Origin of the sequence: Geodermatophilus sp. Leaf369, from assembly GCF_001424455.1 — a bacterium.
Taxonomy (GTDB): Bacteria; Actinomycetota; Actinomycetes; order Mycobacteriales; family Geodermatophilaceae; genus Klenkia.
Window position 1 is genome coordinate 1430618 of sequence record NZ_LMQA01000001.1, and the last position, 13432, is coordinate 1444049.

10 protein-coding genes are annotated in these 13432 nt (G+C 73.6%); 4 read left to right on the forward strand and 6 right to left on the reverse strand.

Translation table 11 applies throughout. From position 1 onward, the window contains the following. Positions 1–74: 74 nt before the first annotated feature. The 3 genes from ASG36_RS07130 to ASG36_RS07140 form a co-directional block, all read right to left on the reverse strand. A complete protein-coding gene (locus ASG36_RS07130) occupies positions 75–2129 on the reverse strand; it encodes a hypothetical protein (RefSeq protein ID WP_055761230.1) in 2055 nt (684 codons plus the stop codon). A gap of 93 nt (positions 2130–2222) precedes the next feature. After that, positions 2223–3164, reverse strand: a complete 942-nt coding sequence (locus ASG36_RS07135) for an aldo/keto reductase (protein ID WP_055761233.1) — start codon at positions 3162–3164, stop codon at positions 2223–2225. Next, positions 3161–4453 carry a glycosyl hydrolase family 28-related protein gene (locus ASG36_RS07140; protein ID WP_055761236.1) on the reverse strand — a complete coding sequence of 431 codons (1293 nt, stop codon included), beginning with the start codon at positions 4451–4453 and terminating at the stop codon, positions 3161–3163. Before ASG36_RS07140 ends, ASG36_RS07135 begins: the two co-directional genes overlap by 4 nt. A 280-nt stretch (positions 4454–4733) precedes the next feature. Between ASG36_RS07140 and ASG36_RS07145 the strand changes: the two genes are divergently transcribed. The 4 genes from ASG36_RS07145 to ASG36_RS07160 are packed head-to-tail and all read left to right on the forward strand — an operon-like array spanning position 4734 to position 9766. Beyond that, complete coding sequence (locus tag ASG36_RS07145; protein WP_055761239.1) at positions 4734–6434, forward strand: hypothetical protein; 1701 nt, start codon at positions 4734–4736, stop codon at positions 6432–6434. Next, positions 6427–7326 carry a glycosyltransferase family 2 protein gene (locus ASG36_RS07150; protein ID WP_055761242.1) on the forward strand — a complete coding sequence of 300 codons (900 nt, stop codon included), beginning with the start codon at positions 6427–6429 and terminating at the stop codon, positions 7324–7326. The genes ASG36_RS07145 and ASG36_RS07150 overlap by 8 nt, the downstream gene beginning before the upstream one ends. Next, positions 7323–8675 (forward strand): oligosaccharide repeat unit polymerase, encoded by a 1353-nt coding sequence (locus tag ASG36_RS07155; protein WP_162245171.1) that lies wholly within the window; start codon positions 7323–7325, stop codon positions 8673–8675. The genes ASG36_RS07150 and ASG36_RS07155 overlap by 4 nt, the downstream gene beginning before the upstream one ends. Continuing rightward, on the forward strand, positions 8672–9766 hold the full coding sequence (locus ASG36_RS07160) for a glycosyltransferase family 1 protein (protein ID WP_055761248.1): 1095 nt from the start codon (positions 8672–8674) through the stop codon (positions 9764–9766). The genes ASG36_RS07155 and ASG36_RS07160 overlap by 4 nt, the downstream gene beginning before the upstream one ends. Positions 9767–9772: 6 nt before the next feature. Here the strand turns inward: ASG36_RS07160 and ASG36_RS07165 are convergent, their stop codons facing one another. From ASG36_RS07165 to ASG36_RS07175, 3 genes are all read right to left on the reverse strand, one after another. Continuing rightward, positions 9773–10603 carry a methyltransferase domain-containing protein gene (locus ASG36_RS07165; protein ID WP_055761251.1) on the reverse strand — a complete coding sequence of 277 codons (831 nt, stop codon included), beginning with the start codon at positions 10601–10603 and terminating at the stop codon, positions 9773–9775. A gap of 156 nt (positions 10604–10759) precedes the next feature. Continuing rightward, on the reverse strand, positions 10760–11911 hold the full coding sequence (locus ASG36_RS07170; RefSeq protein ID WP_055761255.1) for a glycosyltransferase: 1152 nt from the start codon (positions 11909–11911) through the stop codon (positions 10760–10762). A 94-nt stretch (positions 11912–12005) separates the two neighbouring features. Continuing rightward, positions 12006–13421 carry a glycosyl hydrolase family 28-related protein gene (locus ASG36_RS07175; RefSeq protein ID WP_157498607.1) on the reverse strand — a complete coding sequence of 472 codons (1416 nt, stop codon included), beginning with the start codon at positions 13419–13421 and terminating at the stop codon, positions 12006–12008. Positions 13422–13432: the final 11 nt, after the last annotated feature.

Consider the following 13432-nt stretch of genomic DNA (forward strand, 5'->3'; position numbering starts at 1 on the left):
CCTCACAGAGGTAGACGTTCTGGAGGGCCCCATTGTGCCGCGCCCGGCCGGGTCGCCCGGGACCGGACCTGGCCTCAGCGTCGACCGTGTCGCAGGACCCACTCCGCGCGAAGCCGTCTCGGCAGGCGCCGCAACCGTGGCACCGCCCGCTCCCCTCGGTCGACGGTCGCCAGCACCGGCCGCAGGGGTGACGGGGTCAGTACCAGTGACCCCGGCAGCCAGTAGGTCGGCTCACGCCACTCACCGGCTCGCACACCGAGTCGGGCCAACACCCTGCGGACGGTCATCGGGCTGGCCAGGGGGACGGCGTGGTCGTTGCCGAAGTCGTCGCCGAAGGGCTGGCGACCCCAGGCACGCGCCTCGGCCGGAGACGGCCGGCGCCAGAGCCCGAGCAGCGGGGCCCAGGTGGCCGACCGCAGGTCGACGGCGAGGTCCGCGGCCGGGCCTGGGTCGGTTCGGGCATAGGCATCGACGGCGTCCAGCACCCCGGTCCGGTACTCCTCGAAACGCCACCGGTCGGTCTCCGGATTGCGCTCGTGGGCCAGGACGGGGACCACCCGGGCGCCCTCGTCGGCAAACCCGACGGTCGTGCCCTCCGCGCCCATGCACAGGGTCTCGATCAGGCGGACGAAGTCCTCGGCGTCACCGTCGGGCACCCGGCCACGGCCCCCGTCGATCATCCAGCCCTCCGAGCGCTCGAAGAGCTCGGGACCCATCGCTTCGGGGGCTGCCCGCGTGAGGCCCACGTAGAGGTGAGCCACGGGGAGCGGGCGATCGGTGCCGGCCAGCACGTCCTCGAAGACCCGCGCGGCCTTCCCGCTCCACCCCACGTCGACGAGGGCGACCCGAGCGGAGGGGTCGGTGACGCCCTCCTGGTCGAGGTAGCGGAGCAGCCGTTCCCTTCCCGACCGTGCGCGTTCCCGCGCGATGCCGGCCAGCGGCTCCTGGGCGACGGCACGGACGATCTCCCCGGCCAACCCCGCACCACAGGGCCGGTCGGCACGGCCGGCAGCGCTCAGGCCGCTCACGGCTGAGCCCGCCAGGTCCTCCGGCCGCAGGTCGATGAGTGCCAGCAGCTGGCGCGGCGTCTTGTTCGCTGCAGTCTCCTGGTCGGGCACCCAGGGGCGGCGTGAGTCGTCGGCCCGCGCGCCACCACGGGCGGACAGCTGCCAGGAACGACGCGAGCCGTACAGGTAGCGGCAGTCGATCGCCATGCCGGCTGCGTCGGCCAGCCGGCTCACCACCTGCTGCAGCAGCTCGCCGTCGCGCGACATGAAGTACAGCCGGTCCAGACCCCGCTGCCTCGCCTGCCCGAGGACCCACAGCCCGAACCCCACCAACACGGGTGCCGCGACCGATCCGGCGATCCCGACGACGTCGGCCGCCTCGTCCACGAGACCGCGGTGACCAGCGGCGAGCCTGGCGTACCGGGCGGCGGCGGCCAACCGCGCAGTCGCGCCGTCGGTCTCGTCCGAACGGTGCAGGAGTGCCTGCTCGCGTGCGGTGAACGCACCCTGGGGCAGCCAGGTGGCGCGCCAGCCGGCGAGGCGGGCGTGGGCGACATCGGACCAGCGGTCGTCACCGTGGTGGCTCATCGTCGCCGGCGGCACCCCCAGGTCCGCAGCAACGGCGGCGAACAGGCCCCCGTGCTGCTTGCTGGCGCCGGCCTCGCACGACACGTAGACGGCGTCGCCCGGACGGAAGAGCCCTCGCTCCCCCAGGACGTCCCGCAACCAGCGGGAGGACAGACACGTGTCGGAGACGAAGACGACGCCGTGACCGGTCCCGACCCGCTCGGCCTCGAGCCGTTCGACCATGCCGGGCACGGCGACGAGACCCTCGGCCTCCACCTGCGCCTCCACCTCGGCCAGGCGGTCAGCGGCATCGCGTGGCAGACCCAGCCGGGCGGCTGTCTCCCGAGCGATGACGGCGAGCGTCGGGTGTCTGGCCTTGTCCACGGTCAGCACCTCGACCGCAGCCTCGCGGGCGGCGGCGTAGGCCGTCGGGGAACACCCGGTGACGCCCTCCGAGGTCAGCTGACGGCCGACGGCCTCGAAGACACTGCGGGGGGTGCCGGTCATCCGCACGAGCACCGTGTCGAACACGTCGAACGACGCGATGGTGCGCATCAGACCTCCTCCGTGACGCCGGTCCCACGACCGCGCGGCGGAGACTGTAACGGGACCCACGGGTGCCGCGGTGTGACCGGGGCGGCCGGGTCCTCAGTCCGGGGTGGTGCCCCGCGTCGTCCGCGCGGCGAGCGACCGCACGGCGGAAGCCAGGTCAGGAGTGAGGGGGTCTCCCCCCACCGCGGCCAGGTTGACGGCCACACGCTCGACGCGGGTGGTGGCGACCAGCACGTCGGTGACGTCCCGGGCCAGACCAGCGGCCACCAGGGCGGCGGGCAGTCCGCCCGCCCCGGCGTAGCGGGTACCTGCGGCGGCGGCATGCCACTCCTGGCGGGCATCGGCGTCCGAGACCAGGACGGCCTCCATCGCCCGCAGGTGCGACCCTCCACCGCCGAGCAGGCCGTGGCCCACCCGGGTCGTCACGTGGCTGGGCAGCGGGACCGGCGCGTCCAGGACCCCGACCGCCAGGTGGGCCACGGTGACGAGCTCCCCGCCCCGGCGCACGGCTGCCGCGGCCGCGTCGTTCTGTGTCGCCACACCGACGGCGCCGACGTCACCTCGAGAGAGCAACGCCGCCAACCGGGCGAGCAGGTCGTCCGTGATCTCCTCGGCGCGGACCTCGTGCAGCAGGAGCCGGTCGATCCGGCCCCCCAGCAGTCGGAGCGAGGCCTCCACCGACGACTGGACCGCATCGGGGTCGAAGCGGCCCCGCATCGAGGACTGGGACTTGGCCTTGAGGGCCCGGGTGACCCGTGTCGGCAGGACGCGACGGGCGATGCTGACGAGCTTCTTGCCACCGGCTCGCGAACCTAGGGCGGGAGCCAGCCCCACCTTGGTGCTGACCAGCACCGACTCGGAACGGCCGGCCAGGAAGGCCCCGAGGCGGGCCTCTGCGCGGCCGCCCCCGTAGGAGGGCGCGGTGTCGAAGGCGCGGAACCCCGCCTCCCACGCCGCGTCGAGCAGGGCGCCCGATCGACGGTCGTCGGCGAGACCGTCGAGCTGGGCCGTGCCGAAGACGGGACGCACGGAGCTCACGGTGAACTCTCCTCGTCCTCGACGGCCTCGCCGTCGCGGGTCCAGTCCTGCGCGCTGAAGTCCGTGCTGTCCTCGTTGCTCTCGAGCAGGGTGCCCGGCCCGTCACCGTCGAGTGCGAGACCGGTGAGCTGGACGTCGGTGATCTCTCCGCCACTGCCCCCGAGCAGGCCCACCCACCGCGAGGCGTCCTCACGGGTGTCCCGCAGCTCCAGACCGGAGATCTCGACGTCCTCGATGGTGCGGCCCTCGGTGCCGTTGAACACGAGCACCGCCCCGTGGTCGGTGTCGGAGTCTGTGTTGGCGCCGGTCACAGTGCCTCCCTCGACACGCACGCCACTGACCCCGGCGGTGTCGTAGCTGCCCTCGGCAGCGATGTAGACACCGGCAGCAGCCGTGTCCGACACCTGGATGTCGGTGAAGGTGACGTCCTCGCCGCCCACCACAGACACCCCTCGGGCGTCCGAGCCCTCCACCACCGGGGAGACGACCTCGATCCGGGCACAGGGGTCGCCGTCGGGGGCGTAGGAGACCACGGCCACGCCGTCGTCGCCCACGTCGCGCACCAGCGGGGACAGGACGCGACCGTCGCTGGCCCCCTGGGTCATGTGGATCCCGTCGGCCCGGGTGTTGCTGACCTCGACGGCGTCCAGGACAAAGTCGGTGGTCCCTCCGACGTAGATGCCGGCTGCGGCAGACCCCGTGACCCGCACGTCACGCACGACGATGCCCGAGTGCTCGTCGAGACGCAGGCGCTGCTGCTCGTAGGCGTCCCACCGCTGACTGGTCTCCTCGACGGCCAGGGTCAGGTCCTGCACCACGACGTCGTCGGCGCTGATGGTGAGCGAGGAGAGCTGCTCGTCGGTGGCCAGCAACGTGCCCCCACCGGTCAGCACGACACCCTCGGTGGTGACGGTGAGCACGTCGTCGACGGCGTAGGTCGCACCCTCGGCGAAGAGAACGCCCTGACCCGGGTCGGCCGCGTCGAGAGCGGCCTGGACGGCCTCGGTGTCGTCGGTGGTGCCGTCACCGACGGCACCGAACTCCTCGACGGTGAGCGCAGAAGCCAGGTCGACCGGCGGTGGGGTGTCCGCACCGGTGGGCTCGGCATCGTCCCCCCGGCCGAAGAGGAACCAGGCACCGCCGGCAACGACGAGCAGCGCGATGACGATCCCGAGCACCAGCAGGCGGCGGGAGCCGGCGGGGCCGGTCCCGGGGGCATCGGCCTCCGGCGCACCGGCGGCCAGCGGGGCCTCGCCGAGCTCGGAGGAGGAGGATCTGTGCGAGGGCATCCGGGAGTTCCCGTCGTCGGAGGGGGGCGGTCGACCGGGCGAGACGTGCCTCTCATGAGGGACGTCAGACGCGTCGTCGCGCCCGCTCCAGTGCCCAGCTCGTGGATACTGGGCCGGTCTGATCCCGCCACGGGGGCGGGAGGCGTGAAGTCCCCAGCGTACCCACGCGGCACGCGACGACGATCAGACCTGGAGGTCGGAGAGTGTCGTTGGCCCAGCTCAGCCCGCAGAAGGACGCCGCCACACGGCGTCGGACCCACCTCGACGGAGGGATGCACCGGTGACCACCCCGACTCCCCTGCCCACCGACGAGGTGGCAGACGCCCGCGCCGGGCGCCCGGCCCGTTCGGGCCGCCGCCGTCGCCTGCTCGTGGGAGCCCTGGTCGGTGCGCTGGTGCTCGGAGCCGGGGGCGTCGCGCTGGCCGCGACCGCCGAGAGGCCGGTCAGCGCCGAGGCTCTGGTCCAGAGCTACGCCGACCCGGACGCGGTGGAGAACCCCCTCACCGGGACCGTCGGCGGTGACGCTGCAGCCAGGAACGCCACCTACGTGGAGACCGAGCTGGTCTACCTGAACGGCACCGACCTGTCCACCCAGGTCGCCACGACCCTGGGGATCGACCTCGCCGAGGTCGATCTCGAAGCGGCCCGCGTGGGCGATTCCAACGTCATCAACATCACCTCGACCGCCCCGGACCGGGCCGGCGCACTCGCTCAGGCCCAGACCGCCGCCGACGTGTACATCGCCGGCCGCGTCCAGCGGCTGACCGACCGCATCAACGCCGTCCTGGCCTCAGTGCAGAGCCAGATCACGGCCAACGAGCAGGCGATCGCCGCACTGCCCGACCCCCCGATCACGGGCTTCGACTCGAACGAGCAGCAGCGCGGTGCCCTGGGGCAGCAGAGCGTCGACCTGCTCAACGCGCGGGACACCCTGCAGCGGGCCGCGGCCGACACCAGCCAGATCGCCGGCCAGATCCAGCAGGCCGACGTGCTGCCCAGCGGGGCCGTGTCGGACAACGTGCTGACCATCGCTGCCGCCGTCCTCCTCGGGGCGCTGCTGGGTGCCGTGCTGGCGCCGGTCGTCTCCGCCCTCCGTGGCCGGGTGCGCGACGACCAGGACGTCGCCAACCTCGGCGTCCCGGTGCTGAGCCCCGACCTGCCCTCGGCGTCGGCTCCCCGCCGGTCGTCCGCCCTCCTCCGGGCCGTGCAGCTGCAGGCACTGCAGCTGCCCGCCGGTCCGGTGAACGGCGGTTCCCTCGCCGTGGTCGCGGCGACGCCCGGGGTCGGCGCGACCTTCACCGCGGTCGCCCACGCCCTGCACGCCGCCCGCCGCGGCAAGACCGTGCTCGTCACCTCCGACGGCCCGGGGGTCGCCGACGGCGTCGGGGGCCTGCAGGACCACGTCGACCTGACGCTCACCCCGAGCAACCCGGTCGCCGGTCTGGTGGTCGTCCACGGCCTGCGGACGACGCCGGTGCCCGGCCTGCTGGTGCTGGTCCTGGGCGAGGCGACCACCGACCACGTCGCGGACGCCCGGAGCATCGACGACCTCCTGCCCGACGGGTTCGTCCCCACGGCCACCGCCGCCGGCTGGTCCGTCGTCGTGGACGCCCCTCCCCTGGACGTCTCCGACGAGGGCGTGCGCGCCGCCCGTCAGTGCCGGGAGACCCTCGTCGTCGCTGCCGTGGGCTCGTCCCGGGTGGTCGACGTCGACCGGGCGGTGCAGATCCTGCACGCGGCCGGCACCACGCCCGCCGGCGTGCTGGTCAACCGCCTCCCGCGGGGCGCGGCACGCTCCGCGTCGTCCTCCTCGGACCGTCAGCCCCTCGAGGACGAGGCCGCGGAGAGCCGGCGACACCGTCGTCGCGCCGCCGAGGACCGGGACCGTCGACCCGAGCTCGACGCCGCGCCTGTGACCGAGGAGATGCCCGTCGTCCGTCCCGAGGCACCGAACGTGGTCGCCCGGCCGCGGCATGGCTGACCCGGTCGACGCCGCACCGGCGCTGTCCCTGGTCGTCAGCACGGTGGGCCGGCCGGTCGACTTCGACCGGCTGATCACCTCGATCGAGGAGACGGTCCCCGCGCACCTGGTCGAGCTCGTCGTCTGCGACCAGAGCGCGGACCAGTCCTGCGCCGCCGTGCTGCGGGAGCGGGACCCTGCCTTCCGCTGGGTCGCCACCACGTCGGGCCGGGGCGCCTCCGTGGGCCGCAACGCCGGCCTGGAGGTGGCGACCGCCCCCCTCGTGGGCTTCCCGGACGACAACTGCTGGTTCCCACCGGACACCCTGTCCGCGGTGGTCGCGACCTTCGCTGCCGACCCGGGCCTGTCCGGGCTGAGCGGTCAGCAGCAGACCCTGGACCGCCGTCCCTCGATGCTGCGGTGGCCCTCCACCGGTGGCCCGGTCACCCGGACGAACTTCATGAAGACGTCGATCATGAGCACGATGTTCTTCCGCCGGGACGTGATCGACAGGGTCGGGCACTTCGACGAGGGCATGGGCGTGGGCTCGGCCGGCTGGTACGGCGCCGGCGAGGAGTCCGACCTGTTGCTCCGGGTGCTGGCCGGTGGTGGACGGGTGCAGTACGTGCCCGAGCTCGTGGTCCTGCAGGACGAACCCCGGGACGACGCGGACGCGGCCTTCGAGCGCAAGATGCTCCGCTACGGCTGTGGCAACGGGCACCTCTGGCGTCTGCACCGGCTGCCCCGGTGGCTGCTGGCCTGGTACTCGGCACGCAAGGTCGTCGGGGCCGTGGTCCGTCGGGTGCGAGGCCAGCGGAACCTGGCCCGGGCCGACCTCGCCTACCTGCGCGGCACCTGGGCCGGGTGGACCGACCGTCGCCCCCGCGAGCTGCCGGTCGGGTCACGGTCGTGACCGCGCCGGTCCGCCGTCGCGGCGGCACCTGGTGGATCTCCCCCGTGGGCGCGCTGGCCCTGGTCGTGCCGATCACACTGCTGCTGACCGCCCGGCTCGACGACAACGCGTTCCGGCTGTTCTACCGCTCCCCGAAGTCCGTCACCGGAGAGACCCTGCTGCTCATCGCGGTCACCGTGCTCGTGCTGGGCGCCACCGCCGCGGTGACCGCCTCGCTAGCGCCGTCGGGCAAGCGCCGGTTGGTCCGCACCCCCGGCGTGGTCCCCCGCCGGCTGTACTCGGCCGGTCAAGCGCTGTTCTGGCTCACGATGGTGGGCTACCTGCTCTACTTCGCCGTCGGCGCGTCCAACGGCCTGCGTCCCGCGGACGTCTTCAACGCGGTGTTCAGCCAGAGCAACTACAGCGGCGACCTCAAGGAGCAGCTGTCCGGCGTCGCCGGCATCACCACGCTCACCCAGGTCGGCATCGCCTTCGTCATCGTCGCGACGTACCTGCTGCTGCAGGGCCGCGACCGGCGGCTCGCCGCCCAGCTGGGGTTCGTGTTCTTCCTCAGCCTGCTCCGGTCGTTCATCGCCAGCGAGCGCCTGGCGCTGGTCGAGGTGTCCGTGCCGGTGATCGTCGTCCTCGTGCTCGCAGGTGGCAGGTCCCTGCGGCGGGGCAAGCGGGCCGCGGCCCGGCTCGCCCCCCTCGTCCTGGCCCCGCTGCTGTTCCTGCTCTTCGCCGCCTTCGAGTTCTCCCGGAGCTGGCAGTTCTTCAAGACCCGGACCGACGAGTCGTTCCCCGTCTTCGCCCTCATCCGGTTGGCCGGCTACTACGCGACGTCGTACAACAACGGGCAGCTGCACCTGGTGCACGACCCCTACCCGGGGCGGATGCCGCTGGACTCGATCGCGGCCTTCTGGTCGGCCCCCGGCATCGCCCAGCTCGGCCTGTACGACCGGCTGTCCGCCCCGGCGCCGGTGACGGCGCAGAACGTGCTGGAACGGTTCGGCAACCCCGAGTTCAACAACCCGGGCGGGGTGACTACACCCTTCGTCGACTTCGGCCTGCTCGGCGGGTTCCTCTTCTTCGTCCTCTGCGGCGTGGTCATCGGCCTGCTGTACCGGGGCTTCGTCGACGGTTCCCCGATGGGCGCCCTGCTCTACCCGATGGTCGTCACCGGTCTCTTCGACCTCCCCCGGTACCTCTACTGGACCCAGGGGCGCGTCGTCCCCGCCGTGGTGTGCCTGGTGGCCGTCGCCCTGTACGTGGGGCGCCCCGTGGGCGTCAGCCGGCAACCGCTCCCCCGCCGGCGGTTCCCCGCGCCGCCGGCAGCAGTGGGCAACCGCGTCCCGGAGGCCGTCCGATGACCGCGCCCACCCGCTGGCTGCTCATGGCCGGCCACGTCGCGGCCAGCGGCCGCGGCGGCGGCATCGTCCGCTACACCGTCGAACTCGCGAAGGCGCTGCGCCGGCGGGAGGACGTCGACCTGCACCTGCTCGTCGACCCGGCCGCCGCCGACGGCCTCGTGGACCTCGTGGACGGCCCCGACCGGCTGGTCCGGCTGCCGGGCCTGCCCGGGCTGGCCGTGTCCGGGTACGAGCGGGCCCTGCTGGGCCGGATGCTCGGCGACCGGTTCGACGTCGTACAGGGCACCAAGCACCTGGTCCCCCGCGGCGTCTCGGCGTGGACGGCGCTGACCGTGCACGACATGCTGCTCTACGACCGGCCGCAAGACTTCGGGACGGCGAAGCGCACCCTGCTGCGGCAGCCCTACGCGGCGTCCATCCGGCAGGCCGACACGCTGCTCTGCGTGAGTGCCGCGACGCGGGAGCGACTGGTCGCCTCCGTGCCCGGCACGCGTCCGCGCAGCGCGGTCGTGCCGCTGGCCACGAGCCCGGCGTTGCGCACCAGCGAGCCGGTCCCGGTCCCCGCGGTGGCCGACCGGCCCTTCGCACTCGTCGTGGGCGACACCCAGCCGCGCAAGAACCTCCCGACCGTGGTGTCCGCGTGGCGCCGCGTCGCCGCCGAACGCCCCGACGCCGTGCTGCTGCAGGTCGGACCGCCGCCGTGGGGCGAGCAGGACTACGGGCCGGACTTCGACGCCCTGGTCGCCTCGGGCAACCTGCACCAGCTGCAGGACGTCACCGACGGGGTGCTGCGCTGGGCCTACGAGCACGCGTCGGTGGTGCTGACCCCCAGCCTCGCGGAGGGGTTCGGGCTCCCGGCCGCCGAGGCGATCGACCTGGGCACCCCGCTGGTGACCTCCACCGACGCCGCCCTCGTCGAGGTGAGCGGCGATCGCGCCGTCCACCTGGCCCCCGACGACGTGGCCGGCTGGGCGCGCGTCGCGCTCGAGCACCTCGCCGTCCCGGTGGGGACCCGCACCCCGCCGGCGGTGACCCGCAGCTGGGACGACGTGGCGGCCGAGACGGTCGCCGCGGTGATGACCGGCCGCTGAGGCCGGTCAGGCGGGCCGGGTGCCTTCGACGTAGAGGCTCTCCCCGCGCCGGGCGGGAGAGTCGGGTACGGGCTGCACGGCCCCCGACCCGAAGCTGCACTCGTGCACGTCGACGAAGCCGGCAGCCCGCATCAGCGCGATGAGGGTCTCGGCGTCCCAGACGGAGACATGACCGTGGTCGTAGACCACCTCGGCGACGGCCAGCAGCTCCGTGGGCCGGCCCGGTCGTTCGCTGGCGATCAGATCGGTGCCGGAACGCAGGCCACGCACGCGGTCGGCGTAGGTGAGGGCGTACCTGCCGAAGTCCGGAACCGAGATGCGCAGGACGCCGCCGGGCTCGAGCAGACGGAAGGCCTGGTCGGTCGCGGCCAGGCCCACGGGCGCGGGCAGGTGCTCCAGGACGTGTTCGAGGAAGACCCCTCGCACCGACCCGTCGGGCAGCGGCAGCGGGCGGCGGAGGTCCCAGATGACGTCGGGGTCGACGCCCCACGAGCGGTGCAGGCCCCAGAGGTCGACGTTGACCCAGCCGGGGGCGTTGTAGGTGCCGCTGCCCAGGTTGAGCAGCAACGGCTCGCCACCGGCCAGCAGGGACCGGAACCTGCGGACCGACCGCGGGGCCATCATGCGGGTCCCGGCGATCTTGACGGCTGCACGCTGGCGGGGCCCGAGGACCCGGCGGGCGCGACCGACGAGCGAACTGGTGGGGACCACCGCACCGGCGCCGGTCCGCGGTGCCAGGTAGCTGCGCAGGTCGGCCCCGGCGACCACCGGCGTCGCATGCCCGACCGGGTCGAGGGTCTCCACCCGCTGGTCCCAGGCAGCGGTCAGGTCGTCCATGCGTGCTCTCCTCGTGACCCACAGTCACCGGATACTGCTCCCGTCCAGACGACGGAGGAGGAGTCGACCCGGTCTCGAAAGGCGAAGATAGAGCCCAGCAGCCGTCTACGAAACCGTCTCGGTGCTCCCGACCTCCCAACGGGTGACGCCGGAGGGTCACCGTCCGGCGAGCACGCCCTGCACGACGGCGTCCATGGCCGCGCGGAAGTGCGCCCGCGAGAACCCCTCGGCGTGGGCGCGCACGCCCGTCGCCTCGTAACGGGAGGGCTGGAAGTCCCGCAGCGCTTCCGCCCAGACGTCGACCTCGGCCGCGAGCGTCGACTGCTGCGGCACGAGCTCCCCGGTCACCCCGGGGACGACGGAGTCCCGGGCCCCACCGGCGTCGACGGCGATGACCGGCGCGCCGCAGGCCTGCGCCTCGACCGGCACGATGCCGAAGTCCTCGACGCCGGGCATGAGCAGGGCGGCGCACCGGCGGTACAGGTCCAGCAGCCCCTCGTCGCTCACCCGGCCGACGAACGTGGTGTTCGGTCCGGCCAGGGCCTCGACCTCGGCACGGGCCCGGCCGTCGCCGGCGACCACCAGCGGCACACCCGCCGCGGCAGCGGCGCGCACCGCCAGATCGGGGCGCTTGTAGGGGACGAGCCGGCCGGCCAGGAGGAAGAAGTCCTCCCGCGGGATGCTCGGGTCCGGCGTGTAGGCCTCGGTGTCCACCGGCGGGTGCACGACGACGGCGTCGCGCTGCCACCAGTCGCGGATGCGCTGGGCGACGGCCTCGGAGTTGGCGACCAGGGTGTGCACCCGTGCCGCGGCCTTGACGTCGACCGGGCGGTACGCGGCGGCGAAGAGCCCCAGGGCCAGTGCACCGGCCCGGCCGCCCACCTCGCCGTCCCGCATGGAGGGGTCCCAGACCCAGCGGGCCGGGGAGTGAACGTAGGAGACGACGGGGGCATCGGTGGCGTGCACCACCTGGTTGGCGAAGGCGTGGTGGGACGCCACGACGACGTCCGAAGGCGGCACGTGCAGCCGGCGCACGGCAACCGGGAGCGCCGGGAGGAGGTGCGCGTAGGAGTCCCCCCGCAGCAGGCGGCTCAACGCCGTCGTCTGCACCCGGGGCTTGAGGTCGGCCGGCATGACACCGGGGATCCCGACCGGGGCCAGGACGGGGGCCTGCGGCCACAGGCGGGCCAGCTGCTCGACCACGGCCTCGGAGCCGGCGAACTCGGTGAAGCGTTCATGGACCAGGGTGATCCGCGGCGCTGCGGGCCCACCTGCCTCGAGCGGGTCGGTCTGCGGGTCTGCCGCCACGGCTGCGTCCTCCTCGTCGGCCCAGCGGAATGGACCCAGCCGGGCCCAGCGCGTCCCGCCGGACCGTGGACGAGGGTCCCATGCGCCGCCCCGGTCAGCGGAAGTAGCCCCCGGACTGTCGGAGTCCGCCACCGTTGCGCGTCACGCCTGCCATGCCGAACTGGCTCGTCGGCTGGTTGACCACGAGGGCGGCCGGCCGGCTGTCACCGGTGATCGTGATGGACTGCAAGGAGATGTTCCGGATCACGCCGGCGGGGGTGTTGGCGATGAGACCGAGCACCCGGCTCATCGTGCCGCGGTACCCGGAGACGTTGATGTCGGAGATGAGCACGTCCTCCACAGCCAGGTCACTGGTGCCGTTGTAGAGCATGACCGACCCGTGGTCGATCGTGGTGTCGGCGTTGGCGTTCACCACGGTCCCTCCGAGCACTCGCACCCGGGCCACGCCCGTGGTGCCCCAGTTGCCTTCCGCCGCGATGAAGAGGGCCGACGCGTAGGTGTTGCGAACGTCGACGTCCAGCCAGGTGATGTCCGTGCCCCCCACGACGGACATCCCACGGCCGCCGCTCGTGCCGTCCACCCGGGGAGAGACCACCTCGATGCGCGTACAAGGGGCCCCGTCACCTCGATAGGACACGACGGCGACGCCGTCGTCGCCGACGTTGTGCACGTAGGGAGCCACGACCCGCCCGTCCCGAGCGCCCTGGGTCATGTGGATCCCGTCGGCGCGGGTGTTGGAGACGTCGACCCGCTCGATGAGGAAGTTCGACGTCCCGTTGCCGATGTACATGCCTGCGGCTGCCGAGCCGACGACCGCGACGTCCCGGACGGTGATCCCGGTGTGACCGGCGATGCGCAGGCGCTGCTGCTCGTAGGCGTCCCAGCGCTTCGAGGTCCCGGAGATGCGCAGCGTCACATCGTCCAGGGTCACCCGGTCGGCGGCCAGGACGAAGGACGAGCGGGCCTCACGGGTGGCGAGCACGGTGCCGCCGCCGGTGATCGTGATGCCGTCCCGGCGCACCGTGAGGACGTCGGCCTGGACGAAGGTCCGGCCCTCGGGGATGACGACGACGTCGCCGTCCCGTGCTGCGTCGAAGGCCCGCTGCAGGGCGGCGGTGTCGTCGGTGACGCCGTTGCCGACGGCACCGAACTCCGTCACCGAGTACAGCCGGACGGCGGCATCGGTGTCACCGCCCTCGTACGGCGGCGCGGGCTCGATCGTGGGGTCACCGGAGACCGGGGGCGTGCCCGGGTCGACGACGACCGGGTCCACGACGACCGGCTGCTCCGGGGCGGGCGCCGGCACCGGGTCGGGGGCCGGAGCCGGTGCCGGCGCCGGCTGTGCGGCCGTCGGCACGGTGACGGGCACATCGGGCGTGGGCACGGCGGCGGGGACCGGGACCTCGACGGTGGTCGGTGGCGCCTGCGTCGTCGACGACGTCCCGGCAGCGGCCGGGTCGCCGGGGACCTGTCCGCGGGCCTGGGTCGCCACCGGGTACGGCTGGGCCACGGCGGGGCTCG

Bases quoted from the DNA above. Each gene is read 5' to 3' on its own strand.
- ASG36_RS07165 (WP_055761251.1), bottom strand. From the start codon at position 10,603: ATGGACGACCTGACCGCTGCCTGGGACCAGCGGGTGGAGACCCTCGAC.
- ASG36_RS07140 (WP_055761236.1), bottom strand. From the start codon at position 4,453: ATGCCCTCGCACAGATCCTCCTCCTCCGAGCTCGGCGAGGCCCCGCTG.
- ASG36_RS07160 (WP_055761248.1), top strand. From the start codon at position 8,672: ATGACCGCGCCCACCCGCTGGCTGCTCATGGCCGGCCACGTCGCGGCC.
- ASG36_RS07150 (WP_055761242.1), top strand. From the start codon at position 6,427: ATGGCTGACCCGGTCGACGCCGCACCGGCGCTGTCCCTGGTCGTCAGC.
- ASG36_RS07130 (WP_055761230.1), bottom strand. From the start codon at position 2,129: ATGCGCACCATCGCGTCGTTCGACGTGTTCGACACGGTGCTCGTGCGG.